Raw genomic sequence first — 22,594 nt, 5'->3', positions numbered from 1 at the left:
GTTGGGTGGTGATCTCCTCCCTCCGCGGCACCGTGCTGTCCGTCTCCGGTCAGGCCCTCCTGCTGGAGGTGCACGGGGTGGGCTACGGCGTCCAGGTGACGCCCCGGCACGCGCTCGAGCTGCGGCACGGATCCGAGGCCACCGTCCTCACGTCCCTCGTGGTCCGCGAGGACTCGCTCACCCTCTTCGGGTTCCCCGGCCCGGACGAGCTGCGCGCCTTCGAGCTGCTCTGCGGCGTCACGGGCGTCGGACCGAAGTCGGCCCTCGCGGTGCTCGAGCACCTGGATCCCGAGGCCATGGCGCATGCCGTCGCGATCGAGGACGACGCCGCCTTCCGCCGCGTGTCGGGCATCGGTCCGAAGACCGCGAAGCTCATCGTCCTGCAGCTCGCGGGCAAGCTGTTCGTCACCCAGCCGCGCACGCGCCCGGCCTCGTCCGCGCCCGCCTCCATCACGACGGACGTCGTCACGGCCCTCGTGGGGCTCGGCTGGTCCGAGCGCGTCGCCCGCACGGCGGTCGACGACGCGGTCGCGTCGACCGAGGAGCAGGGCGCGCCCGCGGACATGCCGCGCCTCCTGCGCGTCGCGCTCGGGATCCTCGGGCCGCAGCAGCCGCAGGGCGCCTCCACGTCGGTCGCGGCGGCCGACCGGTGAGCGCGCTCGAGCACGGCGACGTGTCGAGCCCCGTCCCCGAGTCCGACGCCGAGCTCGCCTTCGAGGGCGCGCTGCGCCCGAGGTCGCTCTCCGAGTTCGTCGGGCAGGTCAAGGTGCGCGGCCAGCTGGAGCTGCTGCTCACGGCCGCCGCCATGCAGAACCGCTCGCCCGACCACATCCTGCTCGCGGGCCCGCCCGGCCTCGGCAAGACCACGCTCGCGATGATCGTCGCGGAGGAGAGCCGCCGGCCGCTGCGCCTCACGAGCGGCCCGGCCATCCAGCACGCGGGCGACCTCGCGGCGGTGCTGTCCGCGCTCGTGCCCGGCGAGATCCTCTTCGTCGACGAGATCCACCGCATGGCCCGCTCCGCCGAGGAGATGCTGTACCTCGCGATGGAGGACTTCCGGATCGACATCATGGTCGGCAAGGGCGCGGGTGCGACCTCCATCCCGCTGGAGCTCTCCCCGTTCACCCTCGTGGGCGCGACCACGCGCTCGGGCATGCTGCCGAGTCCGCTGCGCGACCGCTTCGGCTTCACCGCGCACCTCGAGTTCTACGAGACGCACGAGCTCGAGCAGGTCATCGAGCGGGCGGCGCGCATGCTGCACCTGGAGATCGAGCACGAGGCCGTCGCGGAGATCGCCGGCCGCTGCCGCGGGACGCCGCGCATCGCCAACCGGCTCCTGCGCCGGGTGCGCGACTACGCGCTCGTCCACGGGACGGAGGCCGGCGTCGACTCCGTCCGCGCCGCGCTCGACCTCTACGACGTGGATCCCCTCGGCCTCGACCGCCTCGACCGCGCCGTCATGCGCGGCATACTCACGCGCTTCGGCGGGGGCCCCGTCGGGCTCAACACCCTCGCGGTCTCCGTGGGGGAGGAGGCGGAGACGATCGAGTCGGTCGTCGAGCCGTTCCTCGTGCGCATCGGTCTGGTGACGCGGACCCCGCGGGGTCGCGTCGCGACGCCCGCCGCCTGGCGGCACTTCGGGCTCGAGCCGCCGCCCGTCCCGGGGGCACCCGCCCGCCCCTCTGCGCCGGGTGCGGCCGCCGAGGCCCTGTTCGACGATGGCCTATGATTCAAGCTGGCCTCCCGCGGAACGTCGCCGGTTCGTCGCGTCCGTCACACCCCAGCACCTGAAAGGCCCGTCCCGCATGGACCCGTTCACCCTGATCATGTTCGCCGTCCTGGCGCTCCTCATCTTCTTCATGTTCCGCAACAGCCGGAAGCGCCAGAAGGACCTCGCCGAGCTGCAGACCCAGATGGTCCCCGGTGCCGAGGTCATGACGGCCTCCGGCATCTACGGCACGCTCGTCTCCTTCGACGAGGAGAACAACCTCGCGTACCTCGAGGTGTCGCCCGGCACGGTGCTGAAGCTCCACCGCCAGACGATCGCGCGCGTCGTCGAGCCCACGGTCGCCGTCGCCGACGACGCGAGCGCGCTCGTGGACGACGCCCCGGCCGCCGACGTGGTCGACGAGACCGGCACGCCGGACTCCGCGCGTCGACTCGACGACGGCGACGGCCCCGCCGCCCGCTCCTGATCCACCGGGCGGGCGGCCACGGCCGCCCGCCCCTCCCGGGCGTCACCGCGCCCGGACCGATCCCACCCTCCATCCGGGGAGCCGCGCGGATCACGCCGGCGCACCGTGAAGAAAGTCGAGTGTCCAGGTGGCCAAGTCGCCCACACCGGTACGCAAGGCCCGGCGCAAGCTCGTCTGGCTGCTCGTCATCATCGGCCTCCTGGCCGGCGGCAACGCCGCGAGCGTCGCGTTCAGCAACGGGTCCTGGAGCCCGAAGCTCGCGCTGGACCTCGAGGGCGGCACGCAGATCATCCTCGCCCCGCAGCTCGACGGCGCGTCCTCGGGGCCGACGAGCGAGCAGCTCGCGCAGGCCGTGTCGATCATCCGCCAGCGCGTCGACGCCAGCGGCGTCAGCGAGGCCGAGATCACCACGCAGGGCGGCAGCAACATCGTCGTGAGCCTGCCGGGTGAGCCCGACGCGGCCACCATGCAGCGCCTGCAGTCGTCCGCGAAGCTCGAGCTGCGGCCCGTGCTCGTGGGCGCGGCGGGCACGGCCTCGGTCGGCCCGACCCCGACGCCGACCCCCACCGACGGCTCGGCACCCGCGGACGGCACGACGCCGACCGACGGATCGACCCCGGCCGCCGAGACCCCCGCCGCCGAGGCGACGCCGGATCCCGCGACCCTCTCCGACGAGCCCACCGCGGAGCCCACCGGCCCCAGCGACCTCTCGTGGGCGACGCCCCGCCTGCAGGCCGAGTTCGCGGCGTACGACTGCGCCACCGCCCCGGAGAGCGACGGCCAGGCCGCCCCCGCCGACCGCGCGATCATCGCGTGCGCCGACGACGGCGCCGCGAAGTACCTGCTCGGTCCGGTCGAGGTCGACGGCAGCACCATCTCCGACGCCACCAGCGGCCTGCAGCAGTCCAGCCAGGGCGTCAGCACCGGCACGTGGTCGGTCAACCTCGTCTTCGACGGCGACGGTACCAAGCAGTTCGGCGACATGTCGACCCGCCTCATCACGCTCGAGTCGCCGCGCAACCAGTTCGCGTTCGTGCTCGACAACGACGTGATCTCGGCGCCGGTCACGCAGGGCGTCGTCACGAACGGCAAGCCCTCCATCACCGGCAACTTCACGCAGGAGAGCGCGAAGGCCCTGGCCGACCAGCTCAAGTTCGGCGCCCTGCCGCTCAGCTTCACCCTGCAGAGCTCCGACGTCATCTCGGCGACGCTCGGCTCCTCGCAGCTCACCAGCGGCCTCATCGCGGGCCTCATCGGGCTCGCGCTGGTGGTGCTCTACTCGCTCGTGCAGTACCGGGCGCTCGGCCTGGTGACCGTCGCGTCCCTGGTCATCGCCGCGGTGATCACGTACCTCCTCATCACGCTCCTCAGCTGGCGGGAGGGGTACCGGCTGTCGCTCGCCGGGGTGGCGGGCCTCATCGTGGCCATCGGCATCACGGCGGACTCGTTCATCGTCTACTTCGAGCGCATCAAGGACGAGCTCCGCGACGGCCGCGGCCTCGTCTCGTCCGTGGAGCAGGGCTGGAAGCGCGCGCTGCGCACGATCATCGCGTCCGACACGGTCAACTTCCTCGCGGCGGCCGTGCTGTTCATCCTCGCGGTGGGCAACGTGAAGGGCTTCGCGCTCACGCTCGGCCTCACGACGATCATCGACCTCATCGTGGTCTCGCTCTTCACCCACCCGATCCTGCAGCTGCTGGCCGAGCGGCGCTTCTTCGCCGAGGGCCACCGCATGAGCGGGCTCGACCCGCGGGCGCTCGGCGCGGTCTACCGCGGCCGCGCCACCTTCCGCACGCCTGCCGCCAGCACGGGCCGCAACGCCGCCGCGGCGAAGGAGGCCGCACGCCGGCAGACCATCGCGGAGCGCAAGGCCGCGCAGGGGTCGACCACCGGATCCACCTCGACCGCGACGATCGACGCGCCGCGACCCGACGACACGAGCAGGGACGACTGATGGCTGGCTTCTCCGAGTTCGGCAACGACCTCTACACGGGCAAGCGCTCGTTCGACATCGTCGGGCGCCGCCGCCTCTGGTACGGCATCGCCGCGATCTGCATCCTCGTCTCGATCCTCGGCCCGCTGCTGCGTGGCGGCTTCACGTTCGGCATCGAGTTCACCGGCGGATCCGAGTACACCGTGAGCGGGGTGCAGTCCCAGTCGCAGGACATCGCGAGCGACGCCGTGGCCACCGTGACTCCCGTCCCGGCGCGCGTGTCGTCCGTCGGCTCCGACGGCGTCCGCGTGCAGACCGACCAGCTGCAGCCCGAGGACAGCACCGCGGTCCGCCAGGCGCTGGCCACGGCCTACGGGGTCGAGACGTCGAGCGTCACCGAGTCGTTCATCGGCCCGTCGTGGGGCCAGGACATCACCCGCCAGGCGCTCTGGGGCCTCGTGGTGTTCCTCGCGCTGGCGGCGGTCGTCATGTCGGTCTACTTCCGCACGTGGAAGATGTCGGTCGCGGCGATCGTGGCCCTGCTCCACGACCTCGTGCTCACCGCCGGCATCTACGGCATCACGGGCTTCGAGGTCACGCCGGCGGCCGTCATCGGCTTCCTGACGATCCTCGGGTACTCGCTCTACGACACGGTCGTGGTGTTCGACAAGATCCGGGAGAACACGGCGGAGGACGGGCAGGAGTCGCGGCGCACGTTCGCGCAGTCGGTCAACCTCGCGGTCAACCAGACCCTGGTCCGCTCCATCAACACCTCGATCGTCGCGATCCTGCCGGTCGGCTCGATCCTCTTCATCGGCGCCGTGGTCCTCGGGGCCGGCACGCTGCGCGACATCGCCCTGTCGCTGTTCATCGGCATCATCGTGGGCACCTACTCGACGATCTTCATCGCCGCGCCGCTGTACGCGCACCTCCGTGAGGGCGAGCCGAAGGTCAAGAGGGGCGATGCGCTGGCGGCCACGGCCGCGAGCCGTGCCCAGGCCGAGCGCGCCGTCAGTACGGTGGAGGCATGAGCAGCATGAACGGAGCAGGCGTCCCCGAGGAGCTCGACGCCGCCACGGCCAAGGCCCGCACCGCCACGGGCGAGTCCTGGCTCCTCGACGTCCGCGAGGACGACGAGTGGGAGGCCGGCCACTCGGCCGTCGCCCACCACATCCCCATGGGCGAGCTCGAGGCCCGCGCCGGGGAGATCCCGACCGACCAGCACATCGCGGTGGTGTGCCGCTCCGGCCACCGCTCGTCGATCGCGACGCAGGCGCTCATCCGCGGCGGCTTCGCCGCGTCGAACGTCACGGGCGGCATGCACGCGTGGTCGCAGATGGGCGGCGACGTCGTCACCGACGAGGGCGCGGACGGCCGCGTCGCCTGATCGCCCGGTGTCCGCCCGCGGCGTCCGGCCGGCGGCCCGGCGCAGCGGGACGCCGCACGGCCCGGTCCGTCGCGCCGCTGGGGCCGTCCGGCCCGCGTCCGCCGCATCGGCCGTGGTCGGGAGCGCTCGGACGCGGTGATAATTTGGTCTCCAGCACACGCCTGGGAGGCTGAACGATGACGGAGACGACCTCGAGCACGGCTTCCCTCCGGCGTCTGGTGCCGCGCCTCTTCTCCCGGGCCCAGCCCGCGGGCGCCGTGGAGCAGCTCATCCGCACGGCGCGTCTGCACCACCCCAAGGCCGACATGAGCCTCATCGAGCGGGCGTACGCGGTCGCCGAGCGGGCCCACGACGGGCAGAAGCGCAAGAGCGGCGAGCCGTACATCACGCACCCCGTGGCGGTCGCGCAGATCCTCGCCGACCTCGGCATCGGGCCGAAGACCCTGGCCGCCGCCCTCCTCCACGACACCGTCGAGGACACCGAGTACACGCTCGACATGCTCCGCCACGAGTTCGGCGACGAGATCGCGATGCTCGTGGACGGTGTCACGAAGCTCGACAAGCTCAAGTACGGCGACAGCGCGCAGGCCGAGACGGTGCGGAAGATGGTCGTGGCGATGTCGAAGGACATCCGCGTCCTCGTGATCAAGCTCGCCGACCGCCTGCACAACGCGCGCACCTGGGGCTTCGTCGAGTCGGCGTCGGCCGAGCGCAAGGCGAAGGAGACGCTCGAGATCTACGCGCCGCTGGCGCATCGCCTCGGCATCTCGACCATCAAGTGGGAGCTCGAGGACCTCTCGTTCGCGGTGCTCTACCCGAAGATCTACGTCGAGATCGAGAACCTCGTGAAGCAGCGCACGCCGCAGCGCGAGCAGTTCGTGCAGCAGGTGATCGACAGCGTCAACGACGACCTGCGCGCCGCCCGGATCCGCGGCAAGGTCGCCGGCCGACCGAAGCAGTACTACTCGATCTACCAGAAGATGGTGGTGCGCGGACGCGAGTTCGACGAGATCTACGACCTCGTCGGGATCCGCGTGCTGGTCGACTCCCTGCGCGACTGCTACGCGGTGCTCGGCGCCATCCATGCGCGCTGGACGCCCGTGCCCGGTCGCTTCAAGGACTACATCGCGACCCCGAAGTTCAACCTCTACCAGTCCCTGCACACCACGGTCATCGGGCCGAAGGGGCGCCCGGTGGAGATCCAGATCCGCACCCACGAGATGCACCAGCGGGCCGAGTTCGGCGTCGCGGCGCACTGGAAGTACAAGGAGCGGATGAACGGCGGTCGCACCACGGAGGTGTCGCCGCAGGGGGACACCGACCTCGCCTGGCTCGCCCACATCTCCGACTGGCAGTCGGAGACGGCCGATCCGGGGGAGTTCCTCGACTCGCTCCGCTTCGAGATCGGCGCGAAGGAGGTCTACGTCTTCACGCCGCACGGCAAGGTGATCGGCCTGCCCGCCGGCGGCACGCCCGTGGACTTCGCCTACGCGGTGCACACCGACGTCGGCCACCGCACCATGGGGGCGAAGGTCAACGGCCGGCTCGTGCCGCTCGAGAACCCGCTGACGACGGGCGACGTCGTCGAGGTCTTCACCTCGAAGAACCCGGACAGCGGCCCGAGCAAGGACTGGCTGGCGTTCGTCAAGAGCGCCCGCGCGCGGAACAAGATCAAGCAGTGGTTCACGAAGGAGCGCCGCGAGGAGGCCATCGAGCAGGGCAAGGACGCCATCGCGCGGGCCATGCGCAAGCAGAACCTGCCGCTGCAGAAGCTCATGAACCAGGACGCGTTCTCGGACGTGGCGCAGAGCATGAAGTACGACGACGTGGCCGCGCTGTATGCGGCCGTCGGCGAGGGTCACGTCTCCACGCAGTCGGTGATCGAGAAGGTGCTGTCGTCCATCCAGGGCGACAGCGGCGGGGAGGCCGAGGAGGTCTTCGCCGTCACGCAGCGATCGCGGGTGTCGCGCAACAGCGACTCCGGCGTGCTGGTGCGCGGCGCCCCCGACATCCTCGTGAAGCTCGCGAAGTGCTGCACGCCCGTGCCCGGCGACGCGATCATCGGCTTCGTCACGCGTGGCGCCGGCGTCTCCGTGCACCAGGCCTCGTGCCACAACGTGGAGTCGCTGCGCGCGGAGCCCGACCGCATGATCGAGGTGGAGTGGGCGCCGTCGTCGAAGAGCCTGTTCCTCGTGCACATCCAGGTGGAGGCGCTCGACCGCTCCGGTCTCCTCAGCGACGTGACGCGCGTGCTCTCGGAGCACCACGTGAACATCCTCTCGGCCTCGGTCTCCACCTCGTCGAACCGTCTGGCCATCAGCCGCTTCGTCTTCGAGATGGGTGACGTGACGCACCTGGACCGCGTGCTCAACGCGGTGCGGCGCATCGACGCGGTGTACGACGTGTACCGCGTCAACGGGGGCTGACCGCTCCGGAGGAGGACGGGTCCCGTCCCGGCTCGGCCGTCGCCGCGAGGCGGGCCAGCTCGTCGAGGCGGGCCAGCGCCCGGCGCTTGTCGGGGAGGGCGCCGCACCCGGCGAGGTGCTCGCGGGCCGCGGCCTCGGTGACCCCCGGCATCGCGAGCAGGCCGAGGCACGCGGCGCGGTGGCGCGGCGTCAGGTCGGCGACCGTGCGCGCGATGTCGCACAGGGTGCGCAGCGGCGTCGTGACGCGGAGCCCGGCGAGCACGAGCGTGTCGCGCTCGTCGAGCACCACCTCGCGGATGCGGACGTTGCGCAGGGCCGGCGGGTGGCAGCGGGCGACGCTGTCGACGCAGTACTCGTGCGTGCGCGGCGGGGTGCGGACGGCGCCGTGCACCCAGGCGGCCGTGGACCGCTCGGCGATGAGGCGGGACGGCACCTGGGCGGCGAGGGCGGCGGCACGGAGCCACGGCGACGCGAGCTCGTCGACGGGGGAGTAGCAGGCGTCGACCTCGTACACCTCCCCGTCGAGACGGGCGGAGCAGAGCTCGGCGAGCGGGAGGTCGAGGACGGACAGGACGGGGGCGAGGCGGGGCGACATGCGCGCACCATGCCAGTGCCGCGACCCGGACGGACGACGGCCCGGGATCCTGTGGAGGATCCCGGGCCGTGGTCGGCGTGCGGAGGGGTGGGCTAGGAGCCGAGCGCGTCCAGCCAGACGCGGCGGGCGGCCAGCGCCTCCTCCGCCTCCTTGATGCGGCGGGCGTCGCCGTCGGCCTGGGCCGCGTCGAGCTCGCGCTGGAGCTTGTCGATCGCGGCGCCCAGCTGGGAGGCGAGGCCCTCCGATCGGGCCTTCGTCTCCGGGTTGTTCTTGCGCCAGAACTCCTCGTCGAGCGTGCGGACGTGCGTCTCGACCTTGCGGAGGCGGTCCTCCACGGTCTTGACGCTGTCGCGGGGCACGCGGCCGATCGCGTCCCAGCGGAGCTGCACGGCGGTCAGCTTGTCACGCGCCGCGGTGCGCTCGGTGATCTGGAGGATGGGCTCGGCCTCGTCGAGGAGCGCGAGCTTGGCCTGCAGGTTGGCCTGCTGCTCCTCGTCGTCCGCCGCGTCGACCTCGGCCTTGGCGCCGTAGAGCACGTCGCCGGCGGCCTTGAACTGCGCCCAGAGCGCGTCGTCGTAGCGCTTGCCGGCCCGCCCCGCGAGCTTCCACTCGTCGAGCAGGCGGCGGTAGGCGGGGATCCCGCCGACGCCCTGCGGCTCGAGCGCACGCGCCTGCTCGACGATGGCCTGCTTCTTCGAACGCGCGTCCTTGTGCGCGTTGTCGAGCTCGGCGAAGAACGCCTTGCGCTCGGTGTCGATGGTGGAGCGCGCCGTGCGGAAGCGCTTCCAGAGCTCGTTGGCCTCGTTCTTGGGAAGGCGCGGACCCGTCTGCTGGTGCTGCTGCCACCGGCTGAACAGCGCGTCGACCTCGGCGGTCAGCTGCTTCCACTGCACCTTCGAGAAGTCCTGGCTCGCGAGCCGCTCCGTCTCCTCGACGATCGCGGTGCGCTCCGCGATGGCGCCCTGCACCACCTGGCGCTGCTCCTCGCCCTGCTTCTCGGTGAGCTCGCCCACCGTCGCGGCGAGGACGTCGAGCCGGCCGCGCAGGGCGGCGAGGTCGCCGACGGCGTTCGCGCCCTCGACCGCCTCGATGAGGTGCGCGACGGCCTTCGAGACGTCGGCCGCGGGAGCCCCGCGCTTGGCGCGCTGCTCGAGGAGCGTCACCTGGCCGGCGAGGTCGGTGTACTTGCGCTGGAAGTAGGCCAGCGCCTCCTCGGGGGTCCCGTCGGGGTACTGGCCGACGGCGCGTTCGCCGTCGCCCTCGCGCAGGAAGACGGTGCCCGTCTCGTCGACGCGGCCCCAGGGGGTCTGATCGTTGTCAGCCACGGATTCCACCTTGTTCGTAGGACCGGACGGACCGGTGCGGAGACGTGCACGTCAGCCTAGAGCACGGGCATCGAGCGGGTTCGCCGCGGGCGGCGGCGGGACTGACCTGTCGATCATGCACCAGCGAGGGCCGGGGCTGCGCGCCGCGTCGTGGATCGAGCCCGCCTCGCAGGGGACCGTGAGGACCGCATGCGGTCGAGACGCGTCCGGGCGGGGACGCACGGCGGGAAGGGCGACGACGAGTCCGCGGGCCGGGGCTCAGGGGGTCGGCGTCGCGTCCGGCGTCGCCGGGGCGGGGGAGGACGGCGTGGGGGATGACGGCGTGGAAGCGGGAGCGGGGGCCGGGGCGCCGGGGCCGGACGCGTACGCGAGCTGCGCGCCGACGGCGAGCGCCGCGACCAGGATCACGCCGACGACGGCCGTGACGTCGTCCCGGCGACGGCGACGCGCGGCGCGGGCGTGCAGCTCCTGGCGGGCCGCGTAGCGTCGGAGCCGGGCCTGCGCCTCGCGGGCTGCGCGGTCGTTCCTGGGGGCCACGGCGTCCTCACGGTCGGTCCCGCCCGAGGCGGCGGTACGGGAACCATAGCCGGTCGCGCCTACCATCGAGGTCATGACCGACACGCGACCGGGCCTCCGCTCGGGGGCCACGCCCCTGGCCGTCCGGATGCGTCCCCGGAGCCTCGACGAGGTCACCGGCCAGCGCCATCTGCTGACCCCCGGGGCGCCCCTGGTGAGCCTCGCGTCCGACGTGGCGGGGGAGCAGGGCTCGGTGTCGATCATCCTGTGGGGCCCGCCCGGGACCGGCAAGACGACGCTCGCGCAGGCGATCGCGCACGGATCCAGCCGGCGCTTCGTCGAGCTGTCCGCGGTGACGGCGGGCGTCCGCGACGTCCGCCAGGTGATGGAGAAGGCGCTGAGCGACCGCGACCTCTTCGGCGTCTCGACCGTGCTCTTCCTCGACGAGATCCACCGCTTCACGAAGGCGCAGCAGGACGCGCTGCTGCCGGGCGTGGAGAACGGATGGGTGATCCTCATCGCGGCCACCACGGAGAACCCGTCCTTCTCCGTGATCTCGCCGCTGCTGTCGCGCAGCCTGCTGCTGACGCTCGAGCAGCTCGACGACGACGACCTCGGCGTGCTGGTCGACCGCGCCGTGGCCGACGCGCGCGGGCTCGGCGGGCGGTTCGCGCTCGAGGACGACGCGCGGGCGATGATCATCCGGCTCGCCTCCGGCGACGCCCGGCGCGCGCTCACGGCGCTCGAGGCGGCGGCCGTCTCGGCGCAGGCGGACGCGGCGGGCAAGGCGCGGGCGGCGGCGGACGCGGACGACGATGACGATGACGACGAGGACGACGACGAGGACGGCGACGAGCGGGACGTGCCGGACGCTGACCCGGCGCCCGTCCCCATCTCCACCGAGCAGGTCGCGCTCGCGGTCGACCGGGCGCTGCTGCGCTACGACCGCAACGGCGACGAGCACTACGACGTCATCAGCGCCTTCATCAAGTCGATCCGCGGATCCGACGTCGACGCCGCGCTGCACTACCTGGCCCGCATGATCGAGGCGGGGGAGGATCCGCGCTTCATCGCGCGGCGGATCATCGTCTCGGCCTCCGAGGACATCGGGCTCGCCGACCCCCAGGCGCTCGTCGTCGCGGTCGCGGCCGCCGACGCGGTGCAGCTCATCGGCATGCCGGAGGGGCGGATCCCGCTGGCGCAGGCCGTCGTGCACCTCGCGACCGCGCCCAAGTCGAACGCCTCCTACCTCGGCATCGACCAGGCCATCGCGGACGTGCGCGCCGGCGCCTTCGGCCGGGTCCCGCTCCACCTGCGCGACGCGCACTACCCGGGGGCCAAGCGCCTCGGCCACGGCAAGGGCTACCGCTACCCGCACGACGCGGACATCGGGGTCGTGCGCCAGCAGTACCTGCCCGACGAGCTCGTCGGCCGCACCTACTACTCGCCCACGCAGCACGGGCACGAGCGGGACCTGTCGGCGCGGCTGGAGAAGCTGCGGCGCATCGTCCGCGGGGGCTGACCACGGCGCGGCGCACCCGCGGGATCACGGCGACCGCGTGCTACGCTTGCTGACGCCTCAATCGGGTGTCGCGTGCGGCTGCGTCGACATCATGATCAAGGGACACGTCCTGTAGCCGGACGACCCGTGGCGAATCCCTCTACTCACGCAGGAACCGCATCAGCGGTGTCGATCGTCGCGCGCCCATGCGTGTGCGCGGACGCCCTGCACCACCCGTAGTCAGAGACTTTCTCCCTGGAAGGAAAACGTGTCCACCAAGTCACGCACCCGCAGCAAGACCCGCCTCTCCCGCGCGCTGGGCATCCCGCTCACGCCGAAGGCGGCCAAGTACCTCGAGAAGCGCCCCTACGCGCCGGGCGAGCACGGCCGGTCCAAGCGCAAGCAGGACAGCGACTACGCCGTCCGCCTCCGCGAGAAGCAGCGCCTGCGCGCCCAGTACGGCATCCGCGAGGCGCAGCTCAAGATCGCCTTCCAGGAGGCGCGTCGCACGCAGGGCCTGACCGGTGAGAACCTCGTCGAGATCCTCGAGCAGCGCCTCGACGCGCTCGTCGTCCGCTCCGGCCTCGCGCGCACCACGGCGCAGGCCCGCCAGCTCGTCGTGCACCGCCACATCATGGTCGACGGCAAGATCGTCGACCGCCCCTCCTTCCGCGTGAAGGCCGGCCAGATGATCCACGTCAAGCCGCGCTCCGAGGGCACCGAGCCCTTCCAGGTCGCCGCCGCCGGCGGTCACGCCGACGTGCTGCCGAAGCTCCCCTCGTACCTCGAGGTCGAGCTCGACAAGCTGCAGGCCCGCCTCGTGCGCCTGCCGAAGCGCGCCGAGGTCCCCGTGACCTGCGAGGTCCAGCTGGTCGTCGAGTACTACGCGGCTCGCTAGCCCCACCGCATCACCGTCCGCGAGGCGGGTCGTCCGTCCGGGCGGCCCGCCTCTCGGCGCATCCGGACCCGTGCGCGGGTCCCGGGCGACCGGGCGGCGCGCGGACCGGCCGGTAGGATCGCCCTCGGCCCCCGCTGGCCTCCGCACCGCACGTCACCTCCGTCTGGGGGCAGCTCCCGGAAGGGGAGAAGCATGAAGAACCTCGTCCTCATCGCCGTGGGGGTCGTCCTCGGCTTCGCCGTCGCCCACGTGGTCGACCGCACGCCCGCCGGGCACCGCCTGTTCCAGGACGTCGACGCCCGGGCCCGCCGCTTCGGCGAGGCCGTCGAGGACGGCTACCGCCGCCGCGAGGCCGAGCTCCGCTCCGCCGTGGGCGAGGCCGAGGACACCATCACCGAGCTGGGAAAGCAGTAGACCGCATGCAGACCGCAGACATCCGCAACGCCTGGCTGACGTACTTCGGCGACCGGGAGCACACCGTCGTGCCGTCGGCGTCGCTCGTGAGCGACGACCCCACGCTGCTGTTCACGGTGGCCGGCATGGTCCCGTTCGTGCCGTACCTCACGGGCGTCGTGCCCGCGCCGTTCCCGCGCGCCACGAGCGTGCAGAAGTGCATCCGCACGCTCGACATCGAGGAGGTCGGCCGCACGCCCCGGCACGGCACCTTCTTCCAGATGAACGGCAACTTCTCCTTCGGCGACTACTTCAAGGAGCAGGCCATCGCGTACGCGTGGGAGCTGCTCACCACGAGCGAGGCCGACGGCGGCCTCGGCTTCTCGCCCGACGACCTCTGGGTCACCGTCTACCACGAGGACGACGAGGCGCGGCAGGCGTGGAAGCGCATCGCGGGCCTGCCCGACGACCGGATCCAGGGCCTCGGCCGCGACACGAACTACTGGCACACCGGCCAGCCCGGCCCCGCCGGCCCCTGCTCGGAGATCTTCTTCGACCGCGGCCCCGCGTACGGCGCCGACGGCGGCCCCGCCACGGACGACGACCGCTACGTGGAGATCTGGAACCTCGTCTTCATGCAGTACCTGCGTGGTCAGGGCACGGGCAAGAGCGACTTCGAGATCCTCGGCGACCTGCCGAAGAGGAACATCGACACCGGCATGGGCCTCGAGCGCGTCGCGTTCCTCAAGCAGGGCGTCGAGAACATGTACGAGATCGACCAGGTGCGCCCGGTCCTCGACCGAGCGGCCGACCTCTCCGGCCGCCGCTACGGCGCCGAGCACGAGGACGACGTGCGCATGCGCATCGTCGCCGACCACGTGCGCTCGTCGCTCATGCTGATGTCCGACGGCGTGCGGCCGTCCAACGAGGGGCGCGGCTACATCCTGCGCCGCCTCATGCGCCGCACCGTGCGGGCCATGCGCCTCCTGGGCGTCGACACCGCGACCTTCGGCGAGCTCTTCCCCGCGTCGCGCGACGCGATGAAGGCCGCATACCCCGAGGTCTCCGACGACTTCGACCGCATCTCCCGCCTCGCGTACGCGGAGGAGGAGACCTTCCTCCGCACGCTCGCCGGGGGCACGACGATCCTCGACGTGGCCGTCGGCGAGACGAAGGCGAACGGCGGCGAGCGGATCGCGGGCGACACCGCGTTCCTCCTGCACGACACGTTCGGCTTCCCCATCGACCTCACGCTCGAGATGGCGGAGGAGAACGGCCTCACGGTCGACCGCGAGGCGTTCGACCGCCTGATGCTGGAGCAGCGGACGCGGGCCAAGGCCGACGCCAAGTCGAAGAAGACGGCCCTCGCCGACCTCACCGTGTACAGCGCGTTCCGCGCCGCGGGCGAGACGCGCTTCACGGGCTACGACGAGCTCGAGACGGGCACGACGATCCTCGGCCTCATCGTGGGCGGCCACAGCGTCGACCACGCGGTCGCCGGCGACATCGCGGAGGTCATCCTCCCGGAGACGAGCCTCTACGCGGAGTCCGGCGGCCAGGAGGCCGACGCGGGCAGCATCGTCGGGAACGGCTTCGACCTCGAGGTGCTCGACGTGCAGAAGCCCGTGAAGGGCCTCATCAGCCACCGCGTGCAGGTGCGCTCGGGCGAGGTGGGGGTCGGCGACGCCGCCACCACGGTCGTCGACGCCGACTGGCGACGCGGCGCCACGCAGGCGCACTCGGGCACCCACCTCGTGCACGCCGCGCTCCGCCAGGTGCTCGGCCAGGACGCGCACCAGTCCGGCTCCTACAACCGCGCTGGCTACATGCGGCTCGACTTCGCGTGGAACCAGGCGCTGAGCCCCGCGACCCGCAGCGAGATCGAGGACATCGCGAACGGCGCCGTGCGGGACGACCTGCAGGTCATCACGCGCGTCATGCCCATCGACGAGGCCAAGCAGCTGGGCGCCATGGCGCTGTTCGGCGAGAAGTACGGCGACACCGTGCGCGTCGTCGACATCGGCGGCCCGTGGTCGCGCGAGCTGTGCGCGGGCACGCACGTGTCCTCCAGCGCGCAGATCGGGCTCATCAACGTCGTGGGGGAGTCGTCCGTCGGGTCCACCAACCGCCGCATCGAGTCGCTCGTCGGTCGCGAGGCGTTCCAGGACCTCGCCGTCGAGCGCGCCATCGTGTCGCAGCTCACCTCGAGCCTCAAGACCCCGCGCGAGCAGCTGCCGGACCGCATCGCCGACCTGATGCAGAACCTCAAGGCCGCGGAGCGGCGCATCGCCGACTTCGAGGCGCAGGCGCTGCAGCAGCGCGTGCCCGCGCTCCTGCAGCAGGGCGCGCGCGTCGGCGCCGTGACGCTGATCCAGGAGTCGCTCGGCACCGTCCGCTCCGCCGACGAGGTCCGCCAGCTCGTGACCCTCGTGCGCGAGCGCGCCGGATCCGAGCCCGTCGTGGTCGCCCTCGCGGGCGACGCGGGCGGCAAGCCGACCGTCATCGTCGCCACCAACCAGGCCGCGCGCGACGCCGGCGCCAAGGCCGGGCAGCTCGCCCGTGCGGCGGCGGCGGTGCTCGGCGGCGGCGGAGGCGGCAAGGACGACCTCGCGCAGGGCGGCGGGTCCGACGTGTCGGCCATCGCCGACGCGCTGGCCGCGGTCCGCCAGGCGCTCGCGTCCTGATGCGGGTCGGATCCCGGCTCGCGGTCGACGTGGGGAAGGTCCGCATCGGCCTCGCCCGGTCGGACCCGCACGGGCTGATCGCCACGCCGGTGGAGACCGTCCCGCGCGACGCGGGAGGCTCGGCCGACGTGCGGCGGATCCTCGAGGTGGCCGCCGAGATGGACTGCGTGGAGCTCCTGGTGGGCCTGCCGCTCGCGCTCTCGGGGCGGGCGACCGCGTCCACGGACGACGCCGAGGGCTTCGCGCACCGGCTCGCGGACGCCACCGCGATCCCCGTGCGGCTCGTCGACGAGAGGCTCTCCACGGTGTCGGCCCAGAGCGCGCTGCGGTCCTCCGGCAGAGGGTCCCGTAAGCAGAGGCCCGTGATCGACCAGGTGGCGGCCGTTATAATCCTTCAACATGCGCTCGAGACCGAGCGCTCCGCCGGCTCCCCACCCGGTGCTCTCGTCCCGAGGAACCGAGTCGATCCTGACCGACACGCCTGAGAACGATCCCGCCCGACGCGCCACGACGGCCCCGGGTGAGGGAGTCGACCCCTTCGAGAGCCTGTTCGGCGACGTCGCCGCGGCTCCCGGGGTTCCCGCGGACGCCGCGGGTCGACCCTCCGCTCCGACCCCGCCCGCCGACGCCCCGCGCGGCGACGGACCGGGGATCGGCACGGGTGCGCCCATGACGCGTCGCGAGCTCCGCGCCCTCCGCGAGGCGGCCGAGGCCCGCTCCGGCACCGCGTCGACCGCGCCCGACGCGGCACCGTCCGCCGCCGCGGCTCCCGCGACCTCGGCCGCGCCGTCCGCGTCGCGTGCGACCCCGCCCGCCGAGGCGTCCCGCGCCGACGAGCGCCGCCGCTCCGACGACCGCGCCGCCGCGGCCGCCACCTCGGCGTCCGCCGCCGCCGGGGACGCGTCCGCCGCCTCCGCCGCGGCCGTGGGGGCCGCGTCCGCCGTCCCCGCCGCCGCGGCCGCCCGCACGTCGCCTCGCACGGCGTCGTCCGACGAGCGCGCGCCCCGCCGCACGGTGCCGACCGGCACCGGCCCCGCGGCGGCCGTCCCGGCGAAGCCGAAGCGCCGCCACCCCAAGTGGCCGTACGTGCTCGTGCTGCTCGTCGTGCTCTTCGGCGGCGCCGCCGTCATCGCCACCTCGCTCTTCGGCCCCGTCGTGAGCGCGCTCCTCACCCCGGCCGAGCCCACCGACTACGACGGCGACGGCACCGGCGAGGTGCAGGTCGTCGTGAAGACCGGCGACACCGGCAGCACCATCGGCGACACGCTCCAGTCGCAGGACGTGGTCAAGACCTCGAAGGCCTTCTACCAGGCCGTCGTCCGCTCCGGCAGCGAGGTCGTCTTCCAGCCGGGCACGTACACGCTGCGGAAGCAGATGAGCGCGGCGTCCGCGCTCGAGATGCTGCAGGATCCGGCCAGCCAGGTGCAGGCCAAGGTCACCATCCCCGAGGGGCAGACCGCCGCGCAGGCGTTCGAGCTGATCGCGGAGGGGACCGGCACGCCCGTCGCCGACCTCGAGGCCGCCGTCGCCGACCGCGGCGCGCTCGGGATCCCCGCCGAGGCCCCGAACATCGAGGGCTACCTCTTCCCGGCCACGTACGACTTCCCGCCGGGCACCTCCGCCGTCGACATGGTGAAGGCCATGGTCGCGCGCACGTTCCAGTCGCTCGACCAGGCGGGCGTGCCCGCCGCCGACCGGCACCGGGTGCTGACGATGGCGGCGCTCATCCAGAAGGAGGCGCGCTTCGAGGGCGACTTCTACAAGGTCTCGCGCGTCTTCCAGAACCGCATCGACGCCGGCATGCCGCTGCAGTCGGACGCGACCGTCGCGTACGGCGCCCAGTCCGTCGGCCGCGTCACGACCACCGACGCGGAGCGCGCCGACGACAACCCGTGGAACACGTACGTGCACCCGGGCCTGCCGATCGGGCCGATCTCCAACCCCGGCGACCTCGCGATCAAGGCGGCCATGGCGCCCGCGGACGGGCCGTGGCTGTACTTCGTGACGGTCAACACCATCACGGGCGACACCGTCTTCTCGCAGTCCTACGACGAGCACCTGAAGGCCGTCGCGCAGTGGCAGCAGTTCATGAGGGACAACCCGGGCAATGGCTGATCCGCGGACGCCGGCCGTGCGGCTGGCCGTCCTCGGCAGCCCCATCGCGCACTCGCTGTCACCGCGCCTGCACGACGCGGCGTACGGCGTGCTCGGGCTCGACTGGTCGTACGCGGCCGTGGAGTGCACGGGGGCGGAGCTGCCCACGTTCGTGGCGGGGCTCGGATCCGGCTGGCGCGGCCTGTCGCTCACCATGCCGCTCAAGCGCGACGTGCTGCCGCTGCTCGACCGGCTCGACGACACGGCCCGGCTCGCGGGCGCGGCCAACACGCTGCTGCTCGAGGACGACGGCGAGGGCGCGACGCGGCGACGCGGCGCGAACACGGACGTCGCGGGGATCGTCCGGGCGTTCGGCATGGGCGGTGTCGAGCAGTGCCGGCGCGCGGTCGTGCTCGGCGCCGGATCCACCGCGCGCTCGGCGGTCGTCGCGCTCGAGCGCATGGGCGCGCGCGAGGTGGCCGTGGCGGCGCGACGCCCGGAGCAGGGCCGGGAGCTCGCGCCCCTGGCCGACGAGCTGCGGCTGGCGCTCCGCGTCGTGCCGCTGGCGGACGCGGCGACCGCGCTCCGCGACGCCGACACCGTCGTCAGCACCCTCCCGGGCGACGCCGCCGCGGCCGTGCCGCTGCCCCGCGACCTGCCCGAGGCGACCGTGCTCCTCGACGTGACGTACGCGCCGTGGCCCACCGGGATCGCGACCGGGTGGCAGCGCGCGGGCGGGCGCGTCGTGCCGGGGATCGACATGCTCGTGCAGCAGGCGCTCGGCCAGGTGCGCCTGTTCGTCCAGGGCGACGCCGAGCGGCCGCTGCCGGACGAGGCGCGCGTGCTGGAGGCCATGCTCGCCGCCGTCGGACGGGATCCGCGGACGGACTGGACCGGGGCCTGACGCCTCCCTGACCCGCGGGATCGCCCGCGACCGCTGTGGGAGGATGGGGCCATGCTGCGTTGGCTCACCGCCGGGGAATCCCACGGCCCCGAACTCATCGCCGTCCTGGAGGGCCTGCCCGCGGGCGTGCCCGTCAGCCTCGACGGCATCCGCGCCGACCTCGCCCGTCGCAAGCTCGGCTACGGCCGCGGCGCGCGCATGGGCTTCGAGCAGGACGAGCTGAGCCTCTCCACGGGCGTGGTGCACGGGCGGACGCTCGGCAGCCCGATCGCCGTGCGCATCGGCAACACCGAGTGGCCCAAGTGGGTCGACGTCATGAGCCCGGAGCCCGTGGATCCCGCGAAGCTCCAGGGCGCGCGCGCCGCCGCCCTCACCCGCCCGCGCCCCGGCCACGCCGACCTCGTGGGCATGCAGAAGTACGACTTCGACGAGGCCCGTCCCGTGCTCGAGCGCGCGAGCGCCCGCGAGACCGCCGCCCGCGTGGCGCTCGGCGCCGTGGCGCGTGCGTTCCTCGCCGAGCTCGGCATCACGCTCGTCAGCCACACCCTCTCCATCGGCCCCGTGCGCGTGCCCGAGGGCGCGCCGCTGCCGACGCCGGCCGACGTCGACGCGCTCGACGCGGATCCGCTGCGGTGCTTCCACGCCGAGACGAGCGCCCGCATGGTCGCCGAGGTCGACGACACGAAGGCGAGCGGCGACACGGTCGGCGGCGTCGTCGAGGTCCTCGCCTACGACCTCCCGCCGGGCCTCGGCTCGCACGTGCACTGGGACCGCCGGCTCGACTCGAAGCTCGCGGCCGCGCTCATGGGCATCCAGGCCATCAAGGGCGTGGAGGTCGGCGACGGCTTCCTCACGACCACGCGCCGCGGATCCGAGGCCCACGACGAGCTGTTCTCCACGGCGGCGGGCATCGGCCGCTCCACCGACCGCGCCGGCGGCACCGAGGGCGGCATGAGCACGGGCACGGTCCTCCGCGTCCGCGCCGGCATGAAGCCCATCGCGACCGTCCCGCGCGCGCTCCGCACCGTCGACACCGCGACGGGCGGCGCCGCCCCCGCCAACCACCAGCGCTCGGACGTGTGCGCCGTGCCCGCCGCGGGCGTCGTCGCCGAGGCCATGGTCGCGCTCACCCTCGCCGACGCCGTGCTCGAGAAGTTCGGCGGCGACTCCGTGGGCGAGACGCTCCGCAACCTCCGCGGCTACCTCGCCGCTATCCCCGAGGGCCGCCGCTCCGGCGCCGACCTCGTCGACGAGGCGGACGCCGCGCCGCCCGCCCCGCCCGAGGCCTGATCGTGCCGGTCGTCCTGATCGGCCCGCCCGGCGCGGGCAAGACCACGGTCGGCCGTCGCGTCGCCCGCGCGCTGGGCGAGCCGTTCACGGACACCGACCGCGCGGTCGTGGCGGCCCACGGGTCCATCGCCGACATCTTCCGCGAGCACGGCGAACCGCGCTTCCGCGAGCTGGAGCGCGCCGCCGTCGTCGCGGCCCTCGCGGAGGGCGGCGTCGTGTCGCTCGGCGGGGGCGCCGTGCTCGACCCGGCCACGCGCGCCGACCTCGCGGCGTCGGCCGTCGTGCTGCTCACCGTGAGCGAGGACGCCGTCCGGTCGCGCATCCGCGGCGACGACCGCCCGCTCGTCGACGGCCTCGACAGCTGGCGCCGCCTCGTCGCCGACCGCGAGGAGCTGTACCGCTCGCTCGCCGACCTGACCATCGACACCTCCGACCGCCCGCTCCCGCGCATCGCCCGCGAGATCGAGCGCTTCGCCCGGGAGAGGCAGCCATGACCGACGCACACCCCACCGACACCGACACCGACACCGACACCGCCGCCCCCGCACCCGACGCCGGGGAGCCGGCGGTCGCCGAGCCCGACGCGCCCACCGTGATCCGCGTCTCCGGCACGTCCGGATACGACGTCACCGTCGGCCGCGGCCTGATCCAGGGCGTCGGCGGCCTGCTCGGCCCGCGCGTCCGCAAGGTGCTCATCGTGCACGCGCCGGCCCTCGCCGAGGAGGCGTCGCGCCTCCGCGAGCGCCTGCAGGGCGACGTCGAGGTGTACCTCGCCGAGGTGCCCGACGCCGAGGGCGCCAAGCGCGTCGAGGTCGCCGCCTTCTGCTGGAAGATCATGGGCACCACCGACTTCACCCGCTCCGACGCCGTCATCACGCTCGGCGGCGGCGCCACGACCGACCTCGGCGGCTTCGTCGCGGCGACGTGGCTGCGCGGCGTCATGCTCATCCAGGTCCCCACGACCGTGCTCGCGATGGTCGACGCGGCCGTCGGCGGCAAGACGGGCATCAACACCTCCGAGGGCAAGAACCTCGTCGGCGCCTTCTACGCGCCGACCGCGGTGGTGGTCGACCTCGACCTGCTCGCGACGCTGCCGCGGGAGGAGATCGTCACGGGCTTCGCCGAGATCGTGAAGGCCGGGTTCATCGCCGTGCCGGAGATCCTCGACGTCATCGAGCGCGACGTGGCGCGGGTCACCGACACCACGAGCCCCGAGTTCCGCCACGTGGTGGAGCTCGCGATCGCCATGAAGGCCGAGGTCGTGGGGGAGGACTTCACCGAGAATGGCCGTCGCGAGATCCTCAACTACGGCCACACGCTCGGCCACGCCATCGAGCACGCGGAGCGCTACCGCTGGCGGCACGGCGCGGCCGTCGCGGTGGGCATGGTCTTCGCCGCGGAGCTGTCGCGCCTCACCCGCTCGCTCTCGGACGAGGCGGTCGACCGGCACCGGCGGATCCTCGACTCGCTCGACCTGCCCACCAGCTACCCCGTCGGCCGCTGGCCCACGCTGGTCGCGAGCATGAAGCGCGACAAGAAGGCGCGCGGCGACATGATGCGGTTCATCGTGCTCGACGGCGTCGGCCGCGCGAGCGTGCTCAACGGCCCGGAGGAGGCGCTGCTGTTCGCCGCGTACCAGGAGATCGGCTCGTGACCGACCCCGCGCATCCCGACCGGCCCCGGCCCGTCGCGCTCGTCACGGGCGTCGGCCGCGTCTCCGGCATCGGCGCCGCCATCGCGGAGGGCCTGGCGCTCGACGGCTGGGACGTCGCCTTCACCTACTGGTCCGACTACGACGCCCGGATGCCCTGGGGCCGGCAGCCCGAGGACCCCGCGCGCGTCGCCGAGGCCGTCGAGCGGGCGGGCGGCCGGGCGCACGGCGTCGAGGCCGACCTCGTGGACACGGCCGCGGCCGAGCGGATCCTCGACGCGGTCGAGGCGGGGCTCGGCCCGATCACGGCGCTCGTCCTCTCGCACGCCGAGTCGGTCGACAGCGCGCTCCTCGACACCAGCGTCGAGAGCCTCGAGCGGCACCTGGCCGTCAACGTGCGGGCGTCGCTCCAGCTCATCCAGGGGTTCGCGCGCCGGTACCGCGCGGTGCCCGGCGCCGGCCGCATCGTCGCGCTCACGAGCGACCACGTCGTCGGCAACGTGCCCTACGGCGCGAGCAAGGCCGCGCTCGACCGCGTCGTCATCGCCGCCGCGCGCGAGCTGGAGGACGTGCGCATCACGGCGAACCTCGTGGACCCCGGGCCCACCGACACGGGCTGGTTCACGGACGAGATCCGCGAGACCCTGCGGGAGACCACGCCCCGCGGCCGCCTCGCCGAGCCCCGCGACGCCGCGGCGCTCGTGTGCTTCCTCGTCTCGGCCGAGGGCGGCTGGATCAACGGCCAGCGCATCCGCTCGGACGGCGGCCAGAGCGTCGGCTGACCCGCCCCTAGGCTGGGTCG

Annotated in this window: 21 protein-coding genes; 18 read left to right on the top strand and 3 right to left on the bottom strand. The window is 73.3% G+C overall.

What is annotated here, in order from left to right:
• The first annotated feature begins 8 nt into the window (after window positions 1-8).
• From ruvA to H9X71_RS09090, 7 genes are all read left to right on the top strand, one after another.
• Entirely contained in the window at window positions 9-653 is a 645-nt protein-coding gene (ruvA, locus tag H9X71_RS09120; RefSeq protein WP_191146811.1) for a Holliday junction branch migration protein RuvA, read from the top strand.
• Window positions 650-1,729, top strand: coding sequence for a Holliday junction branch migration DNA helicase RuvB (gene ruvB, locus H9X71_RS09115; RefSeq protein ID WP_191146810.1), 1,080 nt, complete (start codon window positions 650-652; stop codon window positions 1,727-1,729). The genes ruvA and ruvB overlap by 4 nt, the downstream gene beginning before the upstream one ends.
• A 76-nt stretch (window positions 1,730-1,805) precedes the next feature.
• Complete coding sequence (gene yajC, locus H9X71_RS09110; RefSeq protein ID WP_191146809.1) at window positions 1,806-2,195, top strand: preprotein translocase subunit YajC; 390 nt, start codon at window positions 1,806-1,808, stop codon at window positions 2,193-2,195.
• Between the two features lie 127 nt (window positions 2,196-2,322).
• Window positions 2,323-4,149: a protein translocase subunit SecD gene (secD, locus tag H9X71_RS09105; protein ID WP_191146808.1), complete on the top strand. Its 1,827-nt coding sequence runs from the start codon at window positions 2,323-2,325 to the stop codon at window positions 4,147-4,149.
• Window positions 4,149-5,159, top strand: a complete 1,011-nt coding sequence (gene secF / locus H9X71_RS09100; protein ID WP_191146807.1) for a protein translocase subunit SecF — start codon at window positions 4,149-4,151, stop codon at window positions 5,157-5,159. Before secD ends, secF begins: the two co-directional genes overlap by 1 nt.
• Entirely contained in the window at window positions 5,156-5,515 is a 360-nt protein-coding gene (locus H9X71_RS09095) for a rhodanese-like domain-containing protein (protein ID WP_191146806.1), read from the top strand. Before secF ends, H9X71_RS09095 begins: the two co-directional genes overlap by 4 nt.
• Window positions 5,516-5,691: 176 nt before the next feature.
• Window positions 5,692-7,941: a RelA/SpoT family protein gene (locus H9X71_RS09090; protein ID WP_191146805.1), complete on the top strand. Its 2,250-nt coding sequence runs from the start codon at window positions 5,692-5,694 to the stop codon at window positions 7,939-7,941.
• Here H9X71_RS09090 and H9X71_RS09085 read toward each other — a convergent pair.
• The 3 genes from H9X71_RS09085 to H9X71_RS09075 all read right to left on the bottom strand — a co-directional run bounded on the left by H9X71_RS09085 (window position 7,928) and on the right by H9X71_RS09075 (window position 10,398).
• On the bottom strand, window positions 7,928-8,536 hold the full coding sequence (locus H9X71_RS09085) for a type IV toxin-antitoxin system AbiEi family antitoxin (RefSeq protein WP_191146804.1): 609 nt from the start codon (window positions 8,534-8,536) through the stop codon (window positions 7,928-7,930). The two genes, H9X71_RS09090 and H9X71_RS09085, sit on opposite strands and share 14 nt — an antisense overlap.
• A gap of 92 nt (window positions 8,537-8,628) precedes the next feature.
• Window positions 8,629-9,861 carry a DUF349 domain-containing protein gene (locus tag H9X71_RS09080; RefSeq protein WP_191146803.1) on the bottom strand — a complete coding sequence of 411 codons (1,233 nt, stop codon included), beginning with the start codon at window positions 9,859-9,861 and terminating at the stop codon, window positions 8,629-8,631.
• 258 nt (window positions 9,862-10,119) lie between these two features.
• On the bottom strand, window positions 10,120-10,398 hold the full coding sequence (locus H9X71_RS09075) for a dioxygenase (protein ID WP_191146802.1): 279 nt from the start codon (window positions 10,396-10,398) through the stop codon (window positions 10,120-10,122).
• Between the two features lie 73 nt (window positions 10,399-10,471).
• Between H9X71_RS09075 and H9X71_RS09070 the strand changes: the two genes are divergently transcribed.
• The 11 genes from H9X71_RS09070 to H9X71_RS09020 all read left to right on the top strand — a co-directional run bounded on the left by H9X71_RS09070 (window position 10,472) and on the right by H9X71_RS09020 (window position 22,574).
• Entirely contained in the window at window positions 10,472-11,899 is a 1,428-nt protein-coding gene (locus H9X71_RS09070) for a replication-associated recombination protein A (RefSeq protein ID WP_191146801.1), read from the top strand.
• A gap of 247 nt (window positions 11,900-12,146) precedes the next feature.
• A complete protein-coding gene (rpsD, locus tag H9X71_RS09065) occupies window positions 12,147-12,776 on the top strand; it encodes a 30S ribosomal protein S4 (protein ID WP_012038492.1) in 630 nt (209 codons plus the stop codon).
• Window positions 12,777-12,968: 192 nt separating this feature from the next.
• Window positions 12,969-13,190: a hypothetical protein gene (locus tag H9X71_RS09060; protein ID WP_191146800.1), complete on the top strand. Its 222-nt coding sequence runs from the start codon at window positions 12,969-12,971 to the stop codon at window positions 13,188-13,190.
• 5 nt (window positions 13,191-13,195) lie between these two features.
• Window positions 13,196-15,853 carry an alanine--tRNA ligase gene (gene alaS, locus H9X71_RS09055; RefSeq protein ID WP_191146799.1) on the top strand — a complete coding sequence of 886 codons (2,658 nt, stop codon included), beginning with the start codon at window positions 13,196-13,198 and terminating at the stop codon, window positions 15,851-15,853.
• On the top strand, window positions 15,853-16,338 hold the full coding sequence (gene ruvX, locus H9X71_RS09050; protein WP_191146798.1) for a Holliday junction resolvase RuvX: 486 nt from the start codon (window positions 15,853-15,855) through the stop codon (window positions 16,336-16,338). Before alaS ends, ruvX begins: the two co-directional genes overlap by 1 nt.
• Window positions 16,339-16,522: 184 nt before the next feature.
• Window positions 16,523-17,968, top strand: a complete 1,446-nt coding sequence (mltG, locus tag H9X71_RS09045) for an endolytic transglycosylase MltG (protein WP_244961536.1) — start codon at window positions 16,523-16,525, stop codon at window positions 17,966-17,968.
• Complete coding sequence (locus tag H9X71_RS09040; protein ID WP_191146797.1) at window positions 17,961-18,851, top strand: shikimate dehydrogenase; 891 nt, start codon at window positions 17,961-17,963, stop codon at window positions 18,849-18,851. The genes mltG and H9X71_RS09040 overlap by 8 nt, the downstream gene beginning before the upstream one ends.
• Before the next feature lie 51 nt (window positions 18,852-18,902).
• Entirely contained in the window at window positions 18,903-20,141 is a 1,239-nt protein-coding gene (aroC, locus tag H9X71_RS09035) for a chorismate synthase (protein WP_191146796.1), read from the top strand.
• Window positions 20,142-20,143: 2 nt separating this feature from the next.
• Entirely contained in the window at window positions 20,144-20,635 is a 492-nt protein-coding gene (locus tag H9X71_RS09030; protein WP_191146795.1) for a shikimate kinase, read from the top strand.
• Window positions 20,632-21,795, top strand: a complete 1,164-nt coding sequence (gene aroB, locus H9X71_RS09025) for a 3-dehydroquinate synthase (RefSeq protein ID WP_191146794.1) — start codon at window positions 20,632-20,634, stop codon at window positions 21,793-21,795. Before H9X71_RS09030 ends, aroB begins: the two co-directional genes overlap by 4 nt.
• A complete protein-coding gene (locus H9X71_RS09020; RefSeq protein ID WP_191146793.1) occupies window positions 21,792-22,574 on the top strand; it encodes an SDR family oxidoreductase in 783 nt (260 codons plus the stop codon). Before aroB ends, H9X71_RS09020 begins: the two co-directional genes overlap by 4 nt.
• The last annotated feature ends 20 nt before the right edge of the window (window positions 22,575-22,594 follow it).

It is taken from the genome of Clavibacter zhangzhiyongii, assembly GCF_014775655.1.
GTDB lineage: Bacteria > Actinomycetota > Actinomycetes > Actinomycetales > Microbacteriaceae > Clavibacter > Clavibacter zhangzhiyongii.
This window is presented reverse-complemented; position numbering and strand designations above follow the sequence as displayed.

Coding starts and splice junctions, on each gene's coding strand:
- H9X71_RS09085 (WP_191146804.1), bottom strand. CDS start 8,536: ATGTCGCCCCGCCTCGCCCCCGTCCTGTCCGTCCTCGACCTCCCGCTC.
- secF (WP_191146807.1), top strand. CDS start 4,149: ATGGCTGGCTTCTCCGAGTTCGGCAACGACCTCTACACGGGCAAGCGC.
- H9X71_RS09060 (WP_191146800.1), top strand. CDS start 12,969: ATGAAGAACCTCGTCCTCATCGCCGTGGGGGTCGTCCTCGGCTTCGCC.
- H9X71_RS09090 (WP_191146805.1), top strand. CDS start 5,692: ATGACGGAGACGACCTCGAGCACGGCTTCCCTCCGGCGTCTGGTGCCG.
- aroB (WP_191146794.1), top strand. CDS start 20,632: ATGACCGACGCACACCCCACCGACACCGACACCGACACCGACACCGCC.
- H9X71_RS09070 (WP_191146801.1), top strand. CDS start 10,472: ATGACCGACACGCGACCGGGCCTCCGCTCGGGGGCCACGCCCCTGGCC.
- yajC (WP_191146809.1), top strand. CDS start 1,806: ATGGACCCGTTCACCCTGATCATGTTCGCCGTCCTGGCGCTCCTCATC.
- aroC (WP_191146796.1), top strand. CDS start 18,903: ATGCTGCGTTGGCTCACCGCCGGGGAATCCCACGGCCCCGAACTCATC.
- mltG (WP_244961536.1), top strand. CDS start 16,523: ATGACGCGTCGCGAGCTCCGCGCCCTCCGCGAGGCGGCCGAGGCCCGC.
- ruvX (WP_191146798.1), top strand. CDS start 15,853: ATGCGGGTCGGATCCCGGCTCGCGGTCGACGTGGGGAAGGTCCGCATC.
- alaS (WP_191146799.1), top strand. CDS start 13,196: ATGCAGACCGCAGACATCCGCAACGCCTGGCTGACGTACTTCGGCGAC.
- H9X71_RS09095 (WP_191146806.1), top strand. CDS start 5,156: ATGAGCAGCATGAACGGAGCAGGCGTCCCCGAGGAGCTCGACGCCGCC.
- H9X71_RS09040 (WP_191146797.1), top strand. CDS start 17,961: ATGGCTGATCCGCGGACGCCGGCCGTGCGGCTGGCCGTCCTCGGCAGC.